Annotated in this window: 19 protein-coding genes; 10 read left to right on the top strand and 9 right to left on the bottom strand. The window is 34.1% G+C overall.

The annotated features are described in order from the left end of the window. Nucleotides 1-540, bottom strand: a complete 540-nt coding sequence (locus QYS48_RS02115) for a histidine phosphatase family protein (protein ID WP_308357334.1) — start codon at nt 538-540, stop codon at nt 1-3. A gap of 94 nt (nt 541-634) precedes the next feature. Between QYS48_RS02115 and topA the strand changes: the two genes are divergently transcribed. The 5 genes from topA to QYS48_RS02090 all read left to right on the top strand — a co-directional run bounded on the left by topA (nt 635) and on the right by QYS48_RS02090 (nt 9,001). After that, complete coding sequence (gene topA / locus QYS48_RS02110; RefSeq protein WP_308357333.1) at nt 635-2,992, top strand: type I DNA topoisomerase; 2,358 nt, start codon at nt 635-637, stop codon at nt 2,990-2,992. Between the two features lie 114 nt (nt 2,993-3,106). Next, nucleotides 3,107-3,955, top strand: coding sequence for a DMT family transporter (locus QYS48_RS02105; RefSeq protein WP_308357332.1), 849 nt, complete (start codon nt 3,107-3,109; stop codon nt 3,953-3,955). Between the two features lie 164 nt (nt 3,956-4,119). After that, the gene (locus tag QYS48_RS02100; protein ID WP_308357331.1) at nt 4,120-5,646 is read left to right on the top strand and encodes a PAS domain-containing sensor histidine kinase; all 1,527 of its coding nucleotides are present in this window, start codon (nt 4,120-4,122) and stop codon (nt 5,644-5,646) included. A gap of 6 nt (nt 5,647-5,652) precedes the next feature. After that, nucleotides 5,653-6,471 (top strand): 3-methyl-2-oxobutanoate hydroxymethyltransferase, encoded by an 819-nt coding sequence (gene panB, locus QYS48_RS02095; RefSeq protein WP_308357330.1) that lies wholly within the window; start codon nt 5,653-5,655, stop codon nt 6,469-6,471. A 295-nt stretch (nt 6,472-6,766) separates the two neighbouring features. Further along, nucleotides 6,767-9,001, top strand: coding sequence for an NADP-dependent isocitrate dehydrogenase (locus QYS48_RS02090; protein WP_308358420.1), 2,235 nt, complete (start codon nt 6,767-6,769; stop codon nt 8,999-9,001). 80 nt (nt 9,002-9,081) lie between these two features. Here the strand turns inward: QYS48_RS02090 and QYS48_RS02085 are convergent, their stop codons facing one another. The 6 genes from QYS48_RS02085 to QYS48_RS02060 form a co-directional block, all read right to left on the bottom strand. Beyond that, a complete protein-coding gene (locus QYS48_RS02085) occupies nt 9,082-10,053 on the bottom strand; it encodes a hypothetical protein (protein WP_308357329.1) in 972 nt (323 codons plus the stop codon). Nucleotide 10,054: 1 nt separating this feature from the next. Further along, nucleotides 10,055-11,098 (bottom strand): cytochrome c peroxidase, encoded by a 1,044-nt coding sequence (locus QYS48_RS02080; protein ID WP_308357328.1) that lies wholly within the window; start codon nt 11,096-11,098, stop codon nt 10,055-10,057. A gap of 160 nt (nt 11,099-11,258) precedes the next feature. Next, a complete protein-coding gene (locus QYS48_RS02075; protein ID WP_302103957.1) occupies nt 11,259-12,014 on the bottom strand; it encodes an MbnP family protein in 756 nt (251 codons plus the stop codon). Between the two features lie 24 nt (nt 12,015-12,038). Continuing rightward, the gene (locus QYS48_RS02070) at nt 12,039-12,782 is read right to left on the bottom strand and encodes an MbnP family protein (protein ID WP_302103958.1); all 744 of its coding nucleotides are present in this window, start codon (nt 12,780-12,782) and stop codon (nt 12,039-12,041) included. Nucleotides 12,783-12,825: 43 nt separating this feature from the next. Next, a complete protein-coding gene (locus QYS48_RS02065) occupies nt 12,826-13,929 on the bottom strand; it encodes a cytochrome c peroxidase (protein WP_308357327.1) in 1,104 nt (367 codons plus the stop codon). 43 nt (nt 13,930-13,972) lie between these two features. Next, on the bottom strand, nt 13,973-14,392 hold the full coding sequence (locus QYS48_RS02060; protein WP_308357326.1) for a hypothetical protein: 420 nt from the start codon (nt 14,390-14,392) through the stop codon (nt 13,973-13,975). A 190-nt stretch (nt 14,393-14,582) separates the two neighbouring features. Here QYS48_RS02060 and QYS48_RS02055 point away from each other — a divergent pair, with 190 nt between their 5' ends. From QYS48_RS02055 to QYS48_RS02035, 5 genes are read left to right on the top strand one after another with little or no spacing between them, the layout of a single operon-like run. Beyond that, nucleotides 14,583-16,346, top strand: a complete 1,764-nt coding sequence (locus tag QYS48_RS02055; protein ID WP_308357325.1) for a DUF1800 family protein — start codon at nt 14,583-14,585, stop codon at nt 16,344-16,346. Nucleotides 16,347-16,349: 3 nt separating this feature from the next. Beyond that, nucleotides 16,350-18,050: a DUF1501 domain-containing protein gene (locus tag QYS48_RS02050; RefSeq protein WP_308357324.1), complete on the top strand. Its 1,701-nt coding sequence runs from the start codon at nt 16,350-16,352 to the stop codon at nt 18,048-18,050. 3 nt (nt 18,051-18,053) lie between these two features. Then, nucleotides 18,054-18,926, top strand: a complete 873-nt coding sequence (locus QYS48_RS02045; protein ID WP_302127210.1) for an outer membrane beta-barrel protein — start codon at nt 18,054-18,056, stop codon at nt 18,924-18,926. Continuing rightward, entirely contained in the window at nt 18,923-20,107 is a 1,185-nt protein-coding gene (locus QYS48_RS02040; protein WP_308357323.1) for a hypothetical protein, read from the top strand. Before QYS48_RS02045 ends, QYS48_RS02040 begins: the two co-directional genes overlap by 4 nt. Before the next feature lie 45 nt (nt 20,108-20,152). Beyond that, nucleotides 20,153-21,727, top strand: coding sequence for a DNA mismatch repair protein MutS (locus tag QYS48_RS02035; RefSeq protein WP_308357322.1), 1,575 nt, complete (start codon nt 20,153-20,155; stop codon nt 21,725-21,727). A 7-nt stretch (nt 21,728-21,734) separates the two neighbouring features. On the opposite strand, the gene QYS48_RS02030 is transcribed toward QYS48_RS02035, so the two are convergent. Next, entirely contained in the window at nt 21,735-22,448 is a 714-nt protein-coding gene (locus QYS48_RS02030) for an RluA family pseudouridine synthase (protein ID WP_308357321.1), read from the bottom strand. A 14-nt stretch (nt 22,449-22,462) separates the two neighbouring features. Beyond that, the gene (locus QYS48_RS02025; RefSeq protein ID WP_302127207.1) at nt 22,463-23,548 is read right to left on the bottom strand and encodes a cell wall metabolism sensor histidine kinase WalK; all 1,086 of its coding nucleotides are present in this window, start codon (nt 23,546-23,548) and stop codon (nt 22,463-22,465) included.

The raw sequence follows: 23,548 nt of genomic DNA, 5'->3' as shown, positions 1-23,548 counted from the left end.
TTATTGAATGTCGTCTGGACTGATGTATTCTATAAAGTCACAATTTTTTTCTGAAACTTCAGACCAAGATGAAAACGGAATTTGGATATGCACCATTCCTGCAGCTTGTACATAACCTACTTCAGAACCCGTTATATATTCCGAAATGTAGGTGATTGCGGGGTTGTGGCAAATTATAATCGCAGATCTCATTTCAGCAGGAATCTCAGAAATTACTCTCAACATTATTCGGGCTGATGCTTCATAAATGTCTTCAGATGCTTCAATATGATCTTTTTTCACTCCTAGCTGTTCGTTGATTCGGTACATAGTTTCAGTGGTTCTTTGCGCTATACTATGCAGCATAATGTCTGGATGGAACTCTTTCTGTTTTAAATACATGCCCACTTTGGAAGCATCTTGCAAACCCTTTGCGGTTAATTGGCGTTCCACATCTTTCAGGCCTGAAGTTGCTTCTTCTGCTTCGCCATGGCGTATTAAATATAGATCTTTAACCATTTGATTGAATAGCTGTTTGTAAGTAAAATTAGGATTATTCATTAAACTATCTCAATAAACGAGTAAAAACCTAAATTCTTTTTTTCTAAAAAAAAATATTGATATTTGAATTTTAAAATAAAATTAACCTAAAGATATGTCGAAAAATTTAGTGATAGTGGAGTCACCCGCCAAAGCCAAAACGATTGAAGGTTACTTAGGAAAAGATTATAAAGTACTTTCCAGTTATGGCCACGTAAGGGATTTACCGAAGGGGAATAATGCCATCGACATAGAAAATGGTTTTACACCTACTTATGAAATCTCTAAGGATAAAAAGGAGGTAATTAAAGCTTTAACAAAAGAAGCGAAATTAGCAGAAATGATCTATCTCGCGACTGATGATGACCGTGAAGGAGAAGCCATTTCATGGCATTTAAAAGAAGCTTTAAAGTTAGATGATGCAAGAACCAAAAGAATCGTATTTAGAGAAATCACTAAATCTGCGATTCAAAATGCCATAAAGTCGCCAAAGGGAATTGATGTTGATTTAGTAAATGCTCAGCAAGCGAGAAGAATTTTAGATAGGCTAGTAGGTTTTGAGCTTTCACCTATTTTATGGAAAAAGATTAAAACAGGATTGTCGGCTGGTAGAGTACAATCTGTAGCGGTAAGAATAGTGGTAGAAAGAGAGCGTGAGATTGAAAAGTTTAAGCCAGAGTCATTTTATAAAGTACAAGCCTTTTTTAATGTAGAAGGAAAAGAACTAAAAGCAGAGCTTCCGGGTAGATTTAAAACTGAGGAAGAAGCAATGTCTTTCTTGGAAAATTGCTTAGAGGCAGAATTCTCAATTGGTAAATTAGAGAAAAAGCCAGGTAAAAAATCTCCTGCGCCACCCTTTACTACTTCTACATTACAGCAAGAAGCATCTCGAAAACTAGGGTTTTCTGTTTCTCAAACCATGACATTGGCTCAGCGCCTTTATGAAGCAGGTAAAATATCCTATATGAGAACTGACTCATTAAATCTTTCTGATGAGGCGAAACAAGGAGCGGCTAAAGAAATTAAATCTGAGTTTGGAGATGAGTATTCGCACACCAGAACTTTCAAAACAAAATCTGCTGGAGCACAAGAAGCTCACGAAGCCATAAGACCAACAAATTTTGCGAATAAGGAAGCTAGTTCGGATTATAATGAGCAACGATTATATGATCTAATATGGAAGAGAGCGATTGCTTCTCAAATGTCAGATGCTCAAATTGAAAAGACTAACGTCAGCATTGATATTTCCAATACGGATCAAACTTTAAGCGCAAGTGGTGAAGTAGTGAAGTTTGAAGGATTTTTGAAAGTTTATATCGAATCTACTGATGATGAGGAAGAAGGAGAGAATAATGTAACCAAAGGTATGTTACCGCCTTTGCAAGTAGGTCAGGAATTGGATTTGAAGAGAATGCAATCAAGAGAAGGATTCACTCGTCCACCAGCAAGATATAATGAAGCTGCCCTAGTTAAAAAACTTGAAGAAATGGGTATTGGAAGACCTTCTACTTATGCGCCAACTATTTCTACTATCCAAAAAAGAGGCTATGTAAATAAAGAATATAGAGATGGGAAGGAAAGAAAGTATGTAGAAATGGTACTCGAAAATGCTAAGGTTGAAAGAACTGAAAAAACCGAAATCACAGGTACTGAAAAGAATAAATTATTCCCAAGTAATTTGGCCATGGTGGTAAATGATTTCTTAGTAGATCATTTTCCTAATGTTACGGATTACAACTTTACTGCTAAAGTAGAGCAGGAATTTGATGAGATTGCCAAAGGAGAAAAGATCTGGAATAATATGATCAATAAATTCTATGGTGAATTCCATGAAAAAGTTGATGAAGCGGAAAGTATTGAAAGAAAAGATATAAATACTGGGAGAGAATTAGGTATTGACCCGAAAACAGGAAAAAAAGTTATTGTTCGTTTAGGGAAATTTGGTCCGCTGGTTCAACTAGGTGAAACGCCTGATGCAGAGGACGAAAATGCTGAAAAACCTCAATTTGCAAGTTTAAGAAAAGGGCAATTTATTGAAAGCATTACTCTGGAAGATGCCTTGGAATTATTTAAACTTCCTAGAGATTTAGGTGAATATGAAGATAAAAAGATGGTGGCGGCCATTGGTAGATTTGGTCCTTATGTTCGCCACGATGGTAAATTTGTTAGTATCCCAAAAGGTGAAGACCCATTGGATATTACTGCAGATAGAGCTATTGAGTTAATTGAAGCTAAACGAAAAGCGGACCGTGAGAAATTTATAAAGGGATTCGAGGAAGATGAAAATGTTCAGGTTCTGAACGGTAGATGGGGTCCTTACATCAAGTTTGGCAAGAAAAATGTTAAAATTCCAAAAGATAAAGAGCCTACGGAATTGACTTATCAGGATTGTGTGGAATTAGCTGAAAAAACACCAGATAAAAAGGGTGGAAAAAAAGCTGCTGCCAAGAAAAAGTCTACTAAGAAAAAATAGAATTAAAGCCCTTTTAAAAGGGCTTTTTCTTTTCAATTAAGTTTGACAATTGAACTTTATAGCTGTTGATTTACGAATTAATTGTCTTGATTAATTATACTTCAATTTTAATCTATGAATAAAGGAATTCTTTACATGATAATAGCGGGTTTTTTGTTCGCAAGCATGAATGTGTTTGTGAAAATGCTTCCTAATATTCCGGCTGTTGAGATCGTATTTTTTCGATCATTGATCTCATTCATCATGAGTTTTGCCTATTTGAAATACGTTGGGGTTCCAGTTTTAGGAAACAATAAAAAGCTATTAATAGCAAGAGGAGCCGTAGGGGCAGTAGCCTTAACCATGTATTTTTACACACTGCAAAATATTCCTCTGGCAAGTGCAGTAACCATGCAATTTTTATCCCCCATTTTCACCTCAATTTTAGGTGTTTTTATTGTTCGGGAGAAGGTTCATCCAAAACAATGGATCTTTTATGTAATGGCTTTTGCCGGCTTAATCATCATACAAGGTTTTGATCCAAGAATATCCATTCAAATGTTTATAATCGGGATTAGTTCTTCAATATTTGCCGGCTTGGCCTATAATATTATTCGTAAAATCAATAAAACAGAACATCCGCTAGTTATTGTTTTTTATTTCCCTTTGGTAACCACCCCTTTAACCGGCTTGTATTCTGCTTTTAATTGGGTGATGCCAGTAGGTTCTGAATGGTTGATTTTACTGGCTATTGGCGTTTTAACACAGTTTGCTCAATATTTCATGACTATGTCTTATCAATCCGAAGATTTATCAAAAGTGGCTAGCTTGAAATATCTTACTATAATTTATGCCATTGGCTTTGGATATGTATTTTTTGATGAAACCTACAATTGGATTGTGTTTTCTGGGATAGGACTAATATTAACTGGCGTAATTCTCAATGTATGGTTCAAAAATAAATTATCAAAAGTGAACCGTTAAATCCATTTTTTATTCTTCGAAGGATATAGGCATGTCATCGAATTGATAGGAATTCAATTGGGGCTTCCAGTGGTTTTTTACAACTTAAGCTAGTTTTTATAATGAGCTTCAATAAAGATTGTTTTATATTTAAGATTTAATATTCATGTGTCCATGAATTTTGAATGAGCATCAGTAAAGAAAATATCTCAATGGGAAAGGAGAACACCCATTTACAAGTAGAGTTGGAGGCTGTTAAAAAGAAGCTAGCTCAATACCAATTTGCCGCTGCCGGTGCAAATGAAGGTTTGTGGGATAGGGATTTAATATCTGGCGAGGTATTTATTTCTCCACCCTGGCTTACAATGCTTGGTTATGATCCTAAAGAGATTAAAGAATACTTTTCTTTATGGGAAGAATTAATGCATCCGGAAGATCACCAAATAACCGTGAAAGCTCTAGATGATTTTATTGCAGGAATAAAAGATGATTACAATGTTCAATTTCGATTAAGACATAAAAATGGTCATTATATTTGGGTGCAATCTACTGCTAAGCTTACAGTAGATGAAAATAATATACCTATCCGAGTTTCAGGTTCACATCGTGATATAACGGAAAAAAAGAGAAGTGAAGAAATCATAAAGTTAAGTGAGGAGAAGTATAAAAACTTTTTCAAAAATTCACTTATCGGAATCATGAGGGTTCGAAAAGATGATTTAGAGGTTATGGAAATTAACCAAAAGGGCATGAGTATTTTGGCACTTCCACATTTAACCCGACATTTGAAATTAACCGATTTGTTTGTTGATAAAGCAGAGAGAGATCGATTTATGGAATTATTGTCAGAAAAAGAATCTCTCGAAGAATATGAAGCTAAATTTCAAAGATGGGATGAATCAGAAACTTGGGTTTCTATTTCTGCTTCTGAAATTGAAATTAATAAGCAGAATTTTTATGATGTTGTTTTTAGAGACATCAGTGAATTCAAAGAGAATTTGTTAGAACTGCAACGCTTAAATTTTGAATTAGATAATTTTGTTTATCATGCTTCTCATGATATTCGCTCTCCGTTGCGATCCTTGATGGGATTGATAGAAATATTAAAAACTGAATCGCGTCCTGCCGAAATTCGAAAAATTATAGAGATGGTCACGGGTAGTATTAATCGACTTGATAAATTTGTGGTTGATTTATTAGCAATGTCTCGTGATCACAGAATGGAAGAACCAGAGGCAGTTCCTATCAATTTTATGGTGGAAGTAAACAATAGCATTACTAATTTTCATCATGTATATACTACCAAAAATCTTGAAATAAGAACCAAAATTATTCAGTGGTATCCTTTCCATTCGGATCTTACTAAAATTCGTATTATTCTTAATAATTTAATTTCTAATTCAATTAAATATCGAAAGAATTTAGATGAAGGTTTTTCATTTATTAATATTGAAATAGAAACATCAGATAAGGAAGCAAAGTTAATAATTGAGGATAATGGAGAAGGAATTCCTCATGATAAACTAGGGAAAATTTTCGATATGTTCTACCGTGCTTCTGAAAATAGTGAGGGAAGTGGTTTAGGAATGTATATCGTTAAAAATGTGATTCAAAAACTTGATGCTGAAATTAAAGTAGATTCAGAAGAAGGAGAGGGGACAAAATTCGAAATCGTAATTCCAAACAGATACAACATAGAAAACTTTAAATAAAATTGCATGTCAGTTCATAAAAACTCAATCAAAAAAATCACTACTCATCAATTGCATGAAATGAAAAATAGAGGTGAAAAAATCTCTATGTTAACGGCTTATGATTTTTCAATGGCTAAGCTTGTAGATGCTGCGGGTGTTGATGTGATTCTGGTTGGTGATTCAGCATCAAATGTAATGGCCGGGCATGAAACTACACTTCCTATTACTCTAGATCAGATGATTTATCATGCAGCTGCAGTAGTAAGAGCGGTTGAAAGAGCATTGGTAGTTGTCGATATTCCTTTCGGATCATATCAAGGCAATTCTTCTGAAGCTTTAAGGTCCTCTATCAGGATTATGAAAGAATCAGGTGGACATGCAGTTAAAATGGAAGGTGGGGCTGAGATTCAAGAATCTATCAAAAGAATTTTAAGTGCAGGAATTCCTGTAATGGGGCATTTAGGTTTAACACCTCAATCTATTTATAAATTTGGAACCTATACCGTTCGAGCAAAGGAAGAAGCGGAAGCAGAAAAGCTAATTGAGGATGCCAAAATTTTAGAAGAATGTGGATGCTTTAGCATTGTTTTAGAGAAAATACCTGCTGAACTTGCTAAAAGAGTAGCAAAAGAAGTAAACATTCCAATAATTGGTATTGGTGCGGGACCATATGTGGATGGCCAAGTTTTAGTATTACATGACTTATTGGGAATTACTACTGAATTTAAACCAAGATTTTTAAGACACTACGCTAAATTAGATACTACAATAACAGAGGCTATTGGTAAATATGTAGAAGATGTTAAAAATGTAGACTTTCCTAACCAAGATGAAATGTATTAATAGAAACTGAGTTGATATGTTTTAGATTTAGGGTTAAGGTTCTCGAAACACTCTTTTAAGTGAGAAATATATTACTCCAATAGCTATTAATACGGTTCCTCCTGCAATTACAAATTCCATAAAAATTTTTAGACCATAAACTTTATGTATGTCATAATGTTTAAGTCATCTAAAAGAAAGCGGTATGAAATAATTTCATCTAGTCTTTCTTTTAATTAATTTCGCATTCTAATTTTTGGAACATGGTCTAGAAATGACCGTTACACTTCATAATTATTAAATAATAAAAAAATAAATCATGTCGAAAACCGCAAAGATTTTATATACCAAAACAGATGAAGCACCTGCTTTAGCAACTTATTCTTTTTTACCAATTATAAAAGCATTCACTGATTCAGCAGGAATAGTGGTTGAAACTCGTGATATTTCTTTGGCGGGTCGTATAATTTCTCAGTTCCCTGAAAGACTTAAAGCTGAACAGCAAATCAATGATGATTTAGCTGAACTAGGCGAGATTGCAAAAACACCAGAAGCTAATATTGTAAAGCTTCCAAATATTAGTGCATCAATTCCTCAATTGAAGGCCGCAATTAAAGAATTACAAGCATTAGGTTATAATCTTCCGGATTATCCAGATGAGCCTAAAAATGATGAAGAAAAATCTATAAAGGCAAAATATGATAATGTAAAGGGTAGTGCCGTTAACCCTGTTTTAAGAGAAGGGAACTCTGATAGAAGAGCCCCAAAAGCTGTTAAGGAATATGCTAAGAAGCATCCACACAGCATGGGCAAATGGAGTAAAGATTCAAAAAGCCATGTGGCAAGTATGACTGAAGGTGATTTTTACGGAAGTGAAAAATCACTTACTATCCCTGCTGCTACTGAGGTTAAAATTGATTTGAAAACAAAGTCCGGAAACGTAAAAAACCTTAAAAGTGGTTTGAAGCTGCAAGAAGGTGAAATAATTGATGCAGCAGTTATGAGTGCGGCTTCATTAAATGCATTCTTAAAAGAACAAAAAGAGGAAGCGAAGAAAGCAGGAGTATTGTTTTCTATTCACTTGAAGGCTACTATGATGAAAGTGTCTGATCCAATTATTTTTGGTCATGCAGTTAAAGCTTTCTTTGAACCAGTTTTCAAAAAGCATCAAGAAACATTAGACCAATTAGGTGTTGATGTGAATAATGGTTTTGCTTCTTTATTATCACAAATTGAAGGCTTAGCTGAAGATAAAAGAAAAGAGATAGAAGCTGATATTGAGGCATGCTATAATGATGGTCCAGATTTAGCAATGGTAAATTCTGACAAAGGGATCACGAATCTTCATGTGCCAAGTGATGTCATTATTGATGCTTCTATGCCTGCTATGATCAGAACCTCTGGTCAGATGTGGAATAAGAATAATGAAACTCAGGACACAAAAGCTATCATACCGGATAGAAGTTATGCTGGCGTTTATCAGGAAACTATAGATTTTTGTAAGCAAAATGGAGCTTTAGATCCTGCTACTATGGGAAGCGTTTCCAATGTTGGTTTGATGGCACAGAAAGCTGAAGAATATGGTTCTCATGATAAAACTTTTGAAATTCCAGAGGCTGGTACTGTAGAGGTATCCGATGCAAACGGAAATGTTCTTCTAAGTCATGAGGTTGCTGAAGGTGATATTTGGAGAATGTGTCAGGTAAAAGATGCTCCGATTAAAGACTGGGTGAAACTAGGTGTTAACAGAGCAAAGGATACTGGTAACCCAGCAGTTTTCTGGTTAGATAGTAATCGTGCACACGATTCAGAATTAATAAAGAAAGTGAATGAATACTTAAAAGATCATGATACTAATGGCTTAGAAATCAAAATCATGAGTCCTGTGGAGGCTACTCGTTATTCTTTAGAAAGAATTGTAAAAGGGCAGGATACTATTTCAGTGACTGGAAATGTATTAAGAGATTACTTAACGGATTTATTCCCAATTTTAGAAGTGGGGACGAGTGCGAAAATGTTATCTATTGTTCCATTAATGAATGGTGGCGGTTTATTTGAAACAGGCGCTGGAGGTTCAGCTCCTAAGCACGTTCAGCAATTTATGGAGGAAGGTCACTTAAGATGGGATTCATTGGGTGAGTTTTTAGCGTTGGCAGTTTCATTAGATCATTTAGGTAAAACCTTTGATAATGAGAAAGCTAAAATTTTAGGAGCTGCTTTAGATAATGCAACCTCTAAATTCTTAGAAGAAAACAAGTCACCTTCTAGGAAAGTGAATGAAATTGATAACAGAGGAAGTCACTTCTATTTAGCAATGTACTGGGCTGAAGCTTTAGCCAATCAAAATGAAGATGCTGATCTTAAAAAGATTTTCAGTAAAGTTGCTGAAGTTATGAAAGCAAAAGAAGCTCAAATAAATGAAGAATTATTAGAAGCTCAAGGAAAAGCGGTTGATATGGGAGGCTACTATAAACCCGAAGAAAGCATATTGATCAAGCAAATGAGACCAAGCAATACGCTAAATGAAATATTAGATTCAATAGTTTCATAATAATATCAAGACCCTTTAGTAAAGCAGATAGCGTACTAAAGGGTCTCTTTATTTCTTTGATTAATCAGGCTATTTCATATTTACATAATTTTAACTAAACCTACATTTAACCTTCCTGCATTACCAATTTGAGTATTGTTTCTTTGGTCGTATACTGGTAGTTGAGCTGATAGTTGGAAACTAATCGAGTTATTTATTCTTAACTCCATGCCACTATCGAAAAATACGGTAGTGCCTCCTGTAAAATCTATACTATTCCCCTCATCTATGTTTTTTCCGGCACTTTCCATATAAAAGCCAGCTTGAGGTATAAATTGTTTTTTAGGGTTCCCAAGCACCAAAAATACATCAGATTGAAAATTAAAGCTATTCGCAAATCTGTAGTTATTGTGAGTACTGTTTATTTTATAACTAGATGCAGAAAATAAACCCCATTTACCATTCGTCATGGTATGATTTAATCTCAAGAGCAGATCTAAAGTTCCTGTTCCTGGTTGTATTTCAGGGTCAAATACCTCGCCTGCATTATCTTTTATATTGGTAATCCCGGTAGGTAATTTTAAGCTAAGCCCAGGGATTAGATAGTGAGTGAATTGATCAGTTGTGAATCTAATATTTTTATCTATTCCCACAATAGCATCGCCCAACCCAGATAAGGTCATGGTAGTGTCCGAAACAGGATCTACAGTAGACCATACTTTATTATAATAAACAACCGTGCGTTCGTATGGTAGCAATACATTTAACCTGAAGTTTTTAAAAAGATTTAAATTAGTTCTTAAAGCTAAGGTTGAATATTTTTCAAAATCTTGCTGTTTTTTTTCAAAGAATAGATTAGAGCCATCTAATTCATGCATTTGTGGCGATCTTGAAAACATGCGGTGCTCTTGATTGAGATGACTGTAGCCATTGAAAGACATATAATGATAGAATACACCAATATAATTTTTCTGGTCAACAGTCTTAAACTCAAATATATTGCAAACGTCACATGCCAATAATCTGGTTTTTATACCTACTAAAATTAATAGTAAAATTAACTTTTTATTCATTTCAATATTTGTTTATAAATTCTTTGTCAGTTAACGTGTGCAGAAACTCGATAATATCACTTTGCTCTTGATGACTCAGTTTAATTCCGACTTTCCCGCCTTCTTTTAGAAGCGGTGATAAAGTTTCGGATTTTTGAACTCCCTCTGCATAATGCAATAGCACACTTTCTAAAGTTGGAAATCTGCCATCATGCATGTAAGGCGCTGTTAAAGCTATATTTCGCAAAGTCGGAGTCTTATATTTTCCCAGATCCTCAGGATCTCTAGTGATTCGATATCTTCCTTTAAATACCTCTTCAAAAGAGGTGTCGGTAAAAACGGAATCAAGTCCGTTATTATGATAGCTGTAATCTGTAAAGTGATCTGATTGGTGGCAGCTGCTACAATGCTGAGTGAATAATTGAAGTCCTCTTTTTTCAGCCGATGAAAATATATTTTTATCAGCTCTGGCGTATTGGTCGTATTTTGAATTTGCAGAGATCAGGCTACGCTGAAATTGTGCCAAGGCTCTGGAAATGGAAGCAGAAGAAACCCCTAAATTAGGAAATACCTCCATGAATAAGGGATAGTAATCTGGATCATCAGACAACCAGCCAACAAGGCTATCCAAATCATTATTCATTTCATCTACATGCGTAAGAGGTCCAAAACTTAAAGATTCTAAATTAAGTGCTCCTCCATCCCAAAAAAGACCATCTGCCCAGGCAATATTGGCTAGAGTAGGTGAATTCCTATGCAAGGCCTTCCCTGAAACTCCTAAGTTCGACAGCGCTACACCATCAGTAAAGGCTTTTTCGGGCTTATGGCAGCTTGCACAGGAGACTTTTCCATTGGATGAAAATCGCTGATCGAAAAAGATTTTTTCTCCAAGCAGCACTCCTTTTTCTGTTATTAAATTGCGCTCATTTTGTGGTAGAAAATCACCTAGATTCTCCGGAACCTCTATTGCATATTCTGGTACAAATTCCGTATCATCACAAGCGCTCACTATCATTCCCAAGAGAAATAAAGCTATAGAAATATATTGCTTATGTAATTTTGGCATATCGCATAATTGATAAAAGATTTTAATAGGCGCACAAATACTCTCTTAAGTATTACAAAATCAGCTATTAAAGTTGAATATTTTAAGATTGATTATTTGTGCGCCAATTTGCTAGAAGAAAGAATCACATTTAAAATCTTTTCTTCTGTTTTGCTGCTAGTTACATGCTTTGATTACCCATTATTTTAACCGACTTACTAACATTATCTGCTATTTTATTAGCTTGCTCTGGGTTTTTAAAAGTCATATTAACTAAGTTATCAGGATTGCCTAAATCAATTCCAGAGAAAAACTCCGCAATGTCATAGCTAATCATGATTTCATTTCCATCTTCCAATAGCATAAAATCGGCTGATAAATTGATATCCTTTATAAGAGCATTAGTCCCAATATGATATTTGAAAGCTTCGCCATCAACAGTTCCTTCTGCCACAATAAATTTGTAGCCTGAATTCCAGCTCCAGTAAGCAAAACCAGGATAATCTTCAGATAAAGCATGATCAGAAGGCCAAGCAGAAGGTTCTATGGTGCTATTCACAAGGGTATCTACCCCAATTTGGAAAGATATATTACCGTATTCTCCACCGGGAACAGTAACGCCTTCATAAATCATTTTATCGGCAGAAACTAATAAAAATAAATCATCCTCTTTCTCTTCAGTGGCATTATCAAGTGCTACTTTTTGTCCGTCTTTTTGCTGTAAGCTTAAGTTTGAAACGTAAAATGATACTGTAGAAAAGACTACTTCGTGATTGTTAATGCTATAAACTTGATCTGTAGAAAATTCCTGATCACCTACGGTAGGATGAAAGTGGAAATTAAAGGATACATCTTCTTGGATGATGTTTTCGTTCATATCGTCATTACAAGAAAACATTAGGATGCTTGCTATTAATAGAATATATAGATTTTTCATTTTATTATATTTTTAATTTTAGAATTAATTTGAAGTGTTAATTGAAAAGAAATTGTTAGCATAATTCTCTGCTATTTTGCTAGCGTTATCTCCGCCCATCGCCACATTTACTTCATTAATGTTGATGTAGTGTGGAGCATCAAATAGAGATAAGACTTCTGCCTTGATTTCTATAGTAGTGGTTGTATTTGCTTTTATTTCGGCCTTAACTTCTTTTTTTATTGTCTTATAATTTTCATTTCCGCCAATGTGATAAACCATTCCTTTTCTGTTACCATCAGATTCGAATATTTCTCCTTCCATCAGCAGGAATTTATAGCCCGTATCCCAGTTCCAAGCCATTTCATTGCTAGGGTCGAGGTCACCTGTATTATCTAAGCTTAGATTTTTTTCAGGATCAATTCCAATGGAAAATTCTATGGAAGAAATTTCTTGTAGCTCTAGATCAGGAATTTCAATAGTCAAATCCTTTCTTGTGCTCGTTTCTTCCAACAAATGATAGCTTTCTGGTTCGGTGAAGATGACTTGCCCCTCTTCATCTAAAAACTTTATATTGGAGATGTAATATTTTAATACCGCAATATTAAAATCCACTTCGTCTCTGTTATACCGAAAGCCTTCAAACTGCAATGGTTCGCCATTTAACAGATTTTCAAATTCAATTTTTAAAGTGCCTTTATCAATTTCTTCATTCTCAGTACAAGAAGTGAAGGTTAGCGCCACAAAAAGTGGCAAGGCATATATAAATTTGTTTTTTATTGTTTTCATATTTTTCTTCAATTGTTAAAAAATTCATATCTAAATCACGCAGTTAGTGAGGGTTAGAGAAATCCGGATTATTTAAGAATGATTCGTCTGTCAACATGTGTAAAAAAGCGATCACGTCTTTCTTTTCTTTTTCAGTTAAGTGTAGCCGAATTTCATCATGAACATTTATAGGCTCGTTGCTACCTTCGATGATTAAAATATCCAAGGTTTCACTTTTTTTAATGCCCGAATTGTAATGATCTAATACTTCTTCCAGAGTTTCAAATCGTCCATCGTGCATATAAGGAGCCGTTACAGCAATATTCCTTAAGGTTGGGGTTTTAAATCGCCCTTTGTCTTGAGGCTTGCCTGTAACTGCCATTAAGCCATCATCCATTGTCTCATCATTATCTAACCCATTGTTATGAAACCCTTGAAATCCATCAATATCGCCTGAAGTAAGCGGTCCCAAGTGGCAATCTCCACAATTAGCACCTCTCAATTGACCTGGAATTGGATGTGTGAAAAAAAGGTTCATCCCGTTTAATTCCGATTGAGTAGGCTCAATTTCGCCTCTCAAGTATTGGTCATATCGAGAATCCGATGATATTAATGCCCTTTGAAACTGTGCAAGTGCGTTCCCGATTCTTTCCACATTGATGTCATAAGAACCAAAAGCTTTTTGAAAATCAGCAGCATACCCTTTCTCTTCCAACTTTTTAACTGCCTGCTCTAAAGGCAAATGCATTTCTATTGGATTTTGAATTGGATCAAGCGACTGATCTTTTAAGCGATCGAATTTTCCCGACCATGTGAAATTTTCTGTCCACAGCAAATTACTTAGCGACATTGCGCTTACTTTTCCTAGCCTTCCTTCAAATCCTTCGCTTTTCGCCTTTCCGTCAGTAAATGCCAATTTTTGTTGGTGACATGTACCGCAAGAAATGCTATTATCCGCTGATAAAGCTTTTTCATAAAATAGCTTTCTTCCTAGTTCAAATCCATTTTTTGTGATGGGGTTGTCACTAGGTATGCGTTCCTTGTAGTCTCCAAAATAAACTGGTGGGTTTATTTGATAACCGTCTTCTACAACTGGAGAGTATTCTTCAGGATTGCACGCTATTAACCAAGGATATAAGGAAAGCAGAAATAAAATTCTACTTTTCATTATAGAGTATCGTCAATTAGTTAAAACTTGTGATTAATAAGAATTAGGCTAATAAACGAGGGGGATGGGTAATTTCAAATTCAAATAAGAATTTGTATATATTCGAGTAATCAGGGTAAAAGTGAGTATTTGGAATATCTGCGTTAAATACTTTAATGCTAAGTGTTTTTGGACTATTATCAAGCTGAATCTGCTCTGTTAAAGTGTTTTTTTCTGAACTCTTTTTTTCAGCTTCTTTTTTCAATTGGTCATTTAAATAACAACTTCCATAACACATCGTCATGGGTTCGTCTTTGTTCACACAAAACAATTCCGCTAATCTGTCTCTATTTACTTCAAAATTAAGTCTGATGACCATGAACATGAAGGTATGGCAGAGAAAAAATAGTAATAGCGTTATGGTGATGACTTTTTGCTTCACGTTTACAAAAGTAGGTGTTATTTTATCTTTAATCAATTGCAACAAAAAATAGTTCGTTAAATCATAACGTTTAAGGTGTAGAATGTAAAAAAAATTAGATTGTTCGTTACAAATGTTACTTAAATCTTACTTCTTTGGATGATTCTTTTTTATCGATAAGGCTTCAAAAATAGTCGATAAAATTATTTTTAAAGTTTTTTTTATATTTTTGATATTGAAGTAAATTAATATTATGCCATTAACTCCACTTACTGAGCCATTAGGAAATCAAAGAGCTTCTCATCTTCTAAGAAGAACTGTATTTGGTGCAACTCCAGATTTAGTTCAGGAATTTTCTCAACTCACACCTCAACAGGCAATCGAAAGACTTTTTATACCAGACCTTCCATTGCCAGAGCCTCCAATAGACCCTGCAACAGGTCAAGAGTGGATGCTAACTGGAACTACAGATGCTAATAGTGAGGGCTTTGAGTTAGAACAATACTTTTTAGGTTGGCAGATGGGGCAGTTTTTAGCACCAAATGTAGAAGAGAATCAGAAATTACCCTATATTTTTAGAGAAAGGCTTGTCTATTTTCTTCATACACATTTTACAACTAAAAGATCAGTTGTAGGAAGCAGTAGAGCCTTATATTTTCAGAATCAGCTTTTTAGAAAATTTGCATTTGATCAATTCTTCACGATAGAAGATTCGCTAGAGCCTTTGAACTTTAAAGATTTAGTATTGAAGGTTTCTTTAGATAATGCCATGTTAAGGTTTCTCGATGGAAGACTAAATGTTAAAGGAAGTCCTAATGAAAATTTTGCTCGTGAACTTTTAGAACTCTACACAATTGGACGTGGTCTTGAGGGAACCGATAAAGGAAGTAGTGAAGTAGGAGATTATGGTACTTTTACAGAGCTGGATGTACAGGAAGGAGCTCGAGTTTTGTCAGGTTTTAATACTGATCAAAATTTTAGTTTCATAGATGAACAAACCTCTTTGCCAACAGCGATAGCTAAAGGAGATGGTTTGACTGCAAGTCTGCATGATAATGCGAGCAAAAAATTAAGTTTTAGGTTTGGCGAGGCTGTAATATCTCCAAATCCTGAGTTACAATTAAATGGTCAAGCTACTTACGAAAGTGCTGTTGATGAAATTAAACAATTTGTTGATGTAATTTTCCAGCAAGAGGAAACAGCAATTCATATCTGCAGAAAATTGTATAGATTTTTTGTGTATCATGAAATTAAAGAGGAAACTCAAAATGGTGTCATAAAAGATATGGCAACTGTCTTTGTAGAAAGTGGTTTTAGTTTACAAGCTGTCCTGACATCACTATTCCAAAGCAGAGAGTTTTATGAAGGAGGTGATGGCTTAACGGATGATAATTTTGGTAGTATTATTAAAAGCCCAATTGATTTAATTATTGGCCATGCAAGAAATTTCGAACTTCAATTACCAGATTATCTTACAGATGCCACTACATTTTACGAATTCACAAATGAGTGGCTCAATACTATGAGAATAATGGGCCTTAATTTTTATGAGCCATTTGAAGTAGCGGGTTATCCAGCCTATCATCAGTTTCCAATTTATCACCGAGGATGGATTACTACCTCTTATTTAACTCAAAGATACGCTTACGTTCAAAGAGTGAGTAGAGCTGATATGATGGAAATGTCTGTTGCTATTTCTACACCAATACAATATGTGGAAAAATATGTAGATAATGCTATCGCTGCGAATGCTAGAGAACTTGTAGTTGAAGTGGCAAATCAGTTTTTAGCCCTAACGGAGAATTTAGGTTTTCAAAATGAAGGAAGTAGTCCGCTTACAGAAGAAAGGTTGAATTATTTTCTCAATGCATTTTTGAAAACTTTTCAGATAGATGAAAACCCTGAAGAAGCATGGACTTTCAGATGGACACAGGGTGTTGATCGCGAAACGGTTGAAAGACAACTTCAAGATTTATTTAATGCTATTTTACAATCACCAGAATATCAATTGATGTAGGTTATGGATAGAAGAAAATTTATAAAAAGATTAGGATTTGCTGCTGGTGGTGCTGTTGCTTTTAATGGTATCCCTATAAAATTATTGTCTTCTCATCAGCCATTAAAAAGTCTATTGCCGAAAAGTGACAACGACAAGGTATTGGTAATACTTCAACTACATGGAGGGAATGATAGTACAAATAGTTTTATTCCGATTGATAATTATGATCTTTATTACAGTAGGAGAGCCAATATTGCCATTCCATATAAAAGTGGCAATCGGACCTTAATTCCTTTAGATAGTACTTTAAACCCTGCCGATCAAGTCGGTCTTCATCCTGACATGATTGATTTTAAAAGCATGTATGATAGGGGGCAAGCAGCAGTGTATCAGGGGGTTTCTTATCCTAAAAATAATGGGTCTCATTTTAGAGGAAGAGACATTTGGTTCATGGGTGGAGATTATGATGATTATTATTCTTCTGGATGGGTAGGGAGATATCTCAATCATATTTATGCTCCATCTGAGTATCCTGATGATTTCCCAAACGCAGGCATGCCAGACCCATTAGCTTTAGAAATGGGAAATGATACTTCATTATTATTTCATCAGGAAGGGAATATTCCAACATCTATTTCATTAGGAAATAGCCCTGGGCAACTGCTGAATCAAATTGAAAATTTAGAAGGATTTGCAGATGAAGGGATAGATCCAAGAGGTTTGCCACCAGAACATTTAGCAGGCTCTCCTTATAAAAAGGAAATGGATTGGATATTAGGATTAGAAGATAAATCTGAAACTTACATTAAAAGACTAGGAGAGATTTATCAATCTTCTAATGAAACTAAAGTAGATTATCCTGAAATATATCCGTTTAATGCGCCATCAGGCAGCTTACGAAATCCTCTAAGCGGGCAGCTTCAATTAGTAGCTCGTTTATTAGGCGGTGATATAAAAACCAAGGTTTTTCTAGTGAAAATTGGAGGATTTGATACTCATGCAGGACAGGTGGAAGGAAGTAATACTACCATGGGGGTTCATGCTACTAAAATGTATCATATTTCGGCTGCAATGAAAGCATTTCATGAGGATTTAAAAGCTCGTGGTTTACAAGATAGAGTCTTGACTATTAGTATGAGTGAATTCGGTAGAAGAATTCCATCAAACGGAAGTTACGGTACCGATCATGGAAAAGGTGGAGCGGTAATGGTATTTGGAAATCGAGTGAATCCTGGAGTATTTGGTACTAATCCGGATTTAACTCAAAGTAATATAGGATTACAATTTGACTATAGACAGCTCTATGCTAGTATTCTTCATGAATGGTTGGGAGTAGATCAAGCCAGCATAAATAACGATATCTTTTTTAAAGATTTTTTCAACGCATCTGATGAAAATGGGAATCCATTACCTGATGTAGAAATGATTTCTAATAGCATTACAGGAACAAATTCTTGGTTAGGTAAGCATTATAATGTGGCTAATCCATTTCCAAACCCCGCAGCAGATTCAACCAATTTAAAGATTCAATCAAATGAGGCTGGAAAGGTAAGAATTGAAATTATTAGCATAACGGGACAATCAATAGGTGTGATGATGAAGCCTTTAATGCAAGGTAGTAATGATATCAAATTGGACTTAAGTGGATTAAAATCCGGTATTTACCAAATCAGAATTAATGCCAAAAATATAAATGACTCTAAAAAATTAATCAAGAACTGATTTATGTTGAATATTAAATTATTCAGAGTATTTGTAGCTCTGATATTGTTTGCTTTAGCTTTAAATCCTGCTTATAGTCAGTTGAGGAAGCAAAAGCCTAAACCAGGTAATCAAGCGCAAGAATTCTTACAAACACAATGGTGGTTAGGAATTAGAGGAGGGACTAATATTACACAAACTACATTGATTGAAAGCTTTTCAGGGTTAAATCCTATCAATTATAATGAAGATAAGCTAGTAAAAGAATACGAAGATTTTGTTGATCCAGCCTTTCATATTGGGTTGGATGTCACTTTTTATCACAAGGGATTTTCTGTAATGACTTACCCAACTTTTTTTAGAAATAATATCAACTACAATAGTGAGCTCGCTTGGTCAGGAGAAACGGATAGAGATCAGTATGAAACCAGTTATCAGGTAAGACAAAGCATTACTTTTTTAGAGCTTCCAATTGCTGTTAAATATGATATTCTGGGAGAAAAAATTAGACCGTTTGTGATGGCTGGAGCATTTTATGCTTTTGCTTTTGATGCTAATAAAGAAGTTAATGTATTTGAAACCGATTATGCATCCGGTGAAGCCGTAGAATTTGAAAGAGCCAATATCAAATTAAATAATAGGGAAGAAGTATTAAACAATTATGGAGTATTGGGTGGAATAGGTGTGAGTTTTGACTTTTGGAATATTAGGTCAATTATTGATGTTCAGTATCGACATAGTTTTCAGTCAATTGTAAATGATCAAACCCGATTTGATGAGAATACTTTTTCATCATTTGGTGAGGTGCAAGATGACTACAGTCTACAAAATTATAGCGCCTCAGTAAGTTTTGTTTTTCCACTTCGATTTATTGATTCTCAGTTTAAAGCATTATGAAAATTATCAATCTGAAATTAATTTTATTAAGCTTAATTATTTTTTCTGCCTGTTCTGAAGAGGAAGTTTCCCCCCAACAATCTTTCCTGAAGATATATGATGATGCAAATTATAATGCTGCTTACAGTCCGGTAGGTTTACAAAAAAATCTAGATAACTTTTATATATTATCTGAAAGAAGTTTAAGATCTAGCGATTTTTCAGGAATAAATATAGTGACTACTGATTCCATTGGTAATTTTATCAACGAACAGCCGCTAGAAGAAAACCTTGTGGCACCTACTAAATCTTTACAGAAAATTGGGAATACACTTTATTTTTTCTGTATGGATCGAAATACTTTGAGGCCATATTTGGCAAGTATTAGCGAAAATGGCGAATTATCCACTACAGCTTTAAATACGACAGCTTCTTATCCATTAGCGGCTAATACTACTTCAAATAATAATTTGTTATTACTGTCCTATGATCCAGATGGTTTAAATACAATTCTTACTGAAGTCAGTCGCGAAGGACAGATTTTACAACAGGCTGCATATTCTATTGGGCCGGGAAGCGATGTTCAAGACCCTATAGTGGATCATTTTACAAAGAGAAGTGCTCGCTTGCCATTTTTCTGTGGACAAACTGCAGGGAATAGATATTATTTTAATGGCTTTTTCAATTATACACTTTCTTTAGTATTTACTGACTTTAGTGATAATCCAACGGGTGTTTTACAAGGACAAGGAACAGACGCAGGCTTAAAAGCTGCATTTCCAACAACAGGTTCAGACTTTGCCATTGTTGGCTATCAATTTGCGGATCATTTTATGAATGCTAAAACTACATTGCCAATTAACGAAATTAACTCATCAGTAAATTTATTTGATAGAAATATACCTGAGATATCGGAAAAGGCAATATGCAGAATTACAGCCTATTCTTCTAGCACTACCGATTACACTGTAATAGCTTCTGAAACAGAAGGGAGACAAGTAGTACTTTATTTTTATAATATTAATTCAGGGCAACTAGAAGCTACTTATTACCTAGGGACTTTAAATCCATTTACATTATCAGATATTATAGCATTGGATGATGGTGGGATTGCCATTACTGGAACCACTTTTTTAGCTGGAAGATTTGAAAGAATTTATCTGCAAAGAATTAATAAGCAGCAGGTTTTGGATATTTTATAAATCTGGAATTGTATTTTAGCAAATTATACAATCATAAATTACAAATTGAGGTCTTCTAATAAACAACAGTTCTTATTCGGTAAAATAAAGGAGGTACCATTTTATTTTCATTGGATTTCAGAGTTCTTTCATAAGTCTAACATCAAAGAATCAAATAAATTAAGTGACCAAACTTGCGATGATTTAGATTTTGAAGAGCTTTTTATGTTCTTAGATAGAACGAATTCTAGTGTTGGGCAACAATATTTTTATTATCAACTCAGAACAATTTCTAAGGACGCAACTATAAAATCTGAGGACGAGGTCATTATTGATGAGATCGCTAATAATCTTGATTTTAGAAAAACCGTGGAGGATAAGCTTCGATCCTTAAATAGCACTGAAGCATATTACATCTCTAAACTCTTTCAAGAAAAGTCATTTGAAGTACCTAGGTGGTATAAGTTACTTCCGATTTTAACATTAATGACATTATTTTCCTTAATAGGGCTCCTTATATTTCCTGATTTAATTTATATTATTCCATTTCTGCTAATAGCTAATATGTGGATTCACTACAGGAATAAGAATAATTTAGATTATTATATTTCTGCTTTACCAGAATTAGTGAAACTTTATAAGGTAAGTCATTTTTTCACTAAAAAGTATCCCAATTATTTCGCTAAACAAGATATTTCCAAATCACTGCATGAGATTAAGAAAATGAAAAAACATTTCTATTTATTCCAGATGGAAAATAGATTGCAGGGAGACGTTACTACTATCTTATGGGGATTATTAGAACTGTTTAAAATTTCACTACTACTAGAGCCTATCCTTTTTAGAAAACTTATTAGTAAACTCAATACTAATAAGCTTGATATAAAGAACCTGCATTCTTTTATTGGTAAATTAGACATGCTTTATTCGGTTAGTTCATTAAGATCAGGTTTAAATACTTACAGTAAACCTGATTTTCACAATCAAGAGTTTAATCTCATAGCTAAAGGAATTTATCATCCGTTAATTCCAGATTGTATTAAAAATGATATCAATACATCTGGTAAATCTGTTTTGTTAACAGGGTCGAATATGTCGGGTAAAACAACTTTTATCAGAACAATTGGGATAAACCTAATCACTGCTTTGAATTTAAATACATGTTTTGCTGATTCAATTCAACTACCTTTTATGAATTTATTATCAGCCATTAGAATTAGTGATGATTTAATGAATGATAAAAGTTATTATTTTGAGGAGGTTGCTACAATCAAAAATATTATTGAAAACTCCCATAATGAAAGCTATAGTTTAATTTTATTAGATGAGATATTTAAGGGTACTAATACTGTTGAAAGAATATCTGCAGGAAAAGCTGTTTTATCTTATCTAAGTAAAAAGAATAATTTAATATTTGTATCGACTCATGATATTGAATTAGCAGATCTTTTAAAGAATGAGTTTAATTTATTCCATTTTAATGAGTCAATAGAAAACGATAAAGTTTCTTTTGACTATAAATTAAAGCAAGGAAAGGTTAAAACCAGAAATGCTATCAATATTTTGAAACTTTCAGATTATCCTGACGAAATAATTAAAGATGCGTTTAGCACTGTAAAGAGCATGGAAAGTAAGTTTTAATAAAAGCTTAACTATTCTTTCTCAATTGCTTTATAGCCACTTCAAAATCTTTAGGATATGGAGCTTCTGCATTTATCTTTTTTCCATGCAAATCAGTTAAAATTAGGCTTTTAGCATGCAAGGCAAATCTTTTAATAATTGATTGTTCTTCAGTTTCTTTAGCGGCATGGTAATTTCTTTTTATTGCAGATAAAAACAATGGGTTACCTCCATAGGTTTCATCAGCCGTAATGGAAGCCTTTAGAGAAGCTAAATGAACTCTTATTTGGTGCATTCTACCTGTTTCTGGTTTGCAAGCTACTAGGCTATGTTTTTTATAACTCTCAATAGTATTGAAAATGGTTTTCGCATTTTTACCTTGCCTGTGTGATATTTTCACATAGCCTGAAGCAGTAGTATGCAGCGGTAAATCAATTATTTCATCTTTAAATTGATGCAAACCATCAACAATTGCATGATAGGTTTTATCTACTTGTCGGTGCTCAAATTGTATTGATGCATTTCTATAAGCTTCAGCATTTTTAGCTATTAATAAAACCCCTGATGTTTCTTTATCTAATCTGTGGCAAATCTGATAATCATCATTGTAATCTTTAACTAAGGATAAAATAGTTACTGTGTCATTTCTGTCAGCTAAAGTTGAAATGAATGGCGGTTTATTAATAAATATATAATCATCGGACTCATCAATGATGAGAGGCTTTATAGATTTGTAATACATTTTGAGAAATAAATTTAATCGGTTTCCGATTCTTCTTCAGCAATAGGAACGTAAGGCTCTGGAGCTTTTTTAACAGGAAGTTTAAAACTAAACAGAGAGCCCTTGCCCAATGTACTAGTAACAGATACAGATGAGCCATGAGCTTCAATTATGTGCTTAACAATTGCCAAGCCTAAACCTGTACCACCTCTTTCTTTTGATCTACTTTTATCAATTCTGTAAAAGCGTTCAAAGATCCTCTTGATATGTTCAGGTGAAATTCCTGCTCCATGATCCTGAATCGCAACCGTTACATCTTTATCACTGATTTCAAAACCGACCACAATTTCGGTATTTTCATCCGAATATTTGATCGCATTGGAGATCAAATTTACGATTACCTGATAAATACGTTGATAATCGGCTATGACGTGAATAGGGGATTGATAATCCTTGTCAAATTGAAGAATAATATTTTTCTTATCTACTTTCCCTTCAAATTGATCAAATACATCTTGAACTAAAGCATAGATATCAATTTCTTCAAAATGCATTTTTATTTCACCGGCTTCGATATGAGAAAGTGTTAGCAAATCATTCACCAACATTTCAAGACCATCTAAACTTTTGGCTGCTTTTTTTAAAAATTTACCTCTCACTTTTTTATCACTAACGGCTCCATCTAAAAGTGTATAAACAAAGCCCTGTGCCGCAAAAATTGGTGTTTTAAGTTCGTGTGAAACATCTGCTAAAAATTCTCTTCTGTAGGTAGCCATTCGTTTTAGCTCATCAATTTCTTGTTGTTTATTAGCTGCATAGCTAAAGATTTCCTGATTAATTTTACGAAGTGGATTTAATGACTTTTGATCATTCATGTCATTCACGAAAGAGTAATTTTTTTCTCCTAGTTTATTGAAAACCTCATAAAGCTTGTTAATCTCTTTAAAGAAAAGAAATTCTAATACTATACTAATTAGTAAATAAGCTGAGGAGGAGGATAATATGAAAGTAAGTATTAATGCTATATTACTTACTCCTTCCAATAAACTTAGAAAAGCAGTAGTTACAATGGCAATTGATATTGCCAACAAAATTGAAACACCTCTAGAATTAAAAAGCAT

The sequence above is a fragment of the Marivirga arenosa genome (assembly GCF_030503895.2).
Taxonomy (GTDB): Bacteria; Bacteroidota; Bacteroidia; order Cytophagales; family Cyclobacteriaceae; genus Marivirga; species Marivirga arenosa.
Note: the sequence above shows the minus strand (reverse complement) of the source record. Positions and strands in the feature narration are given on the sequence as shown.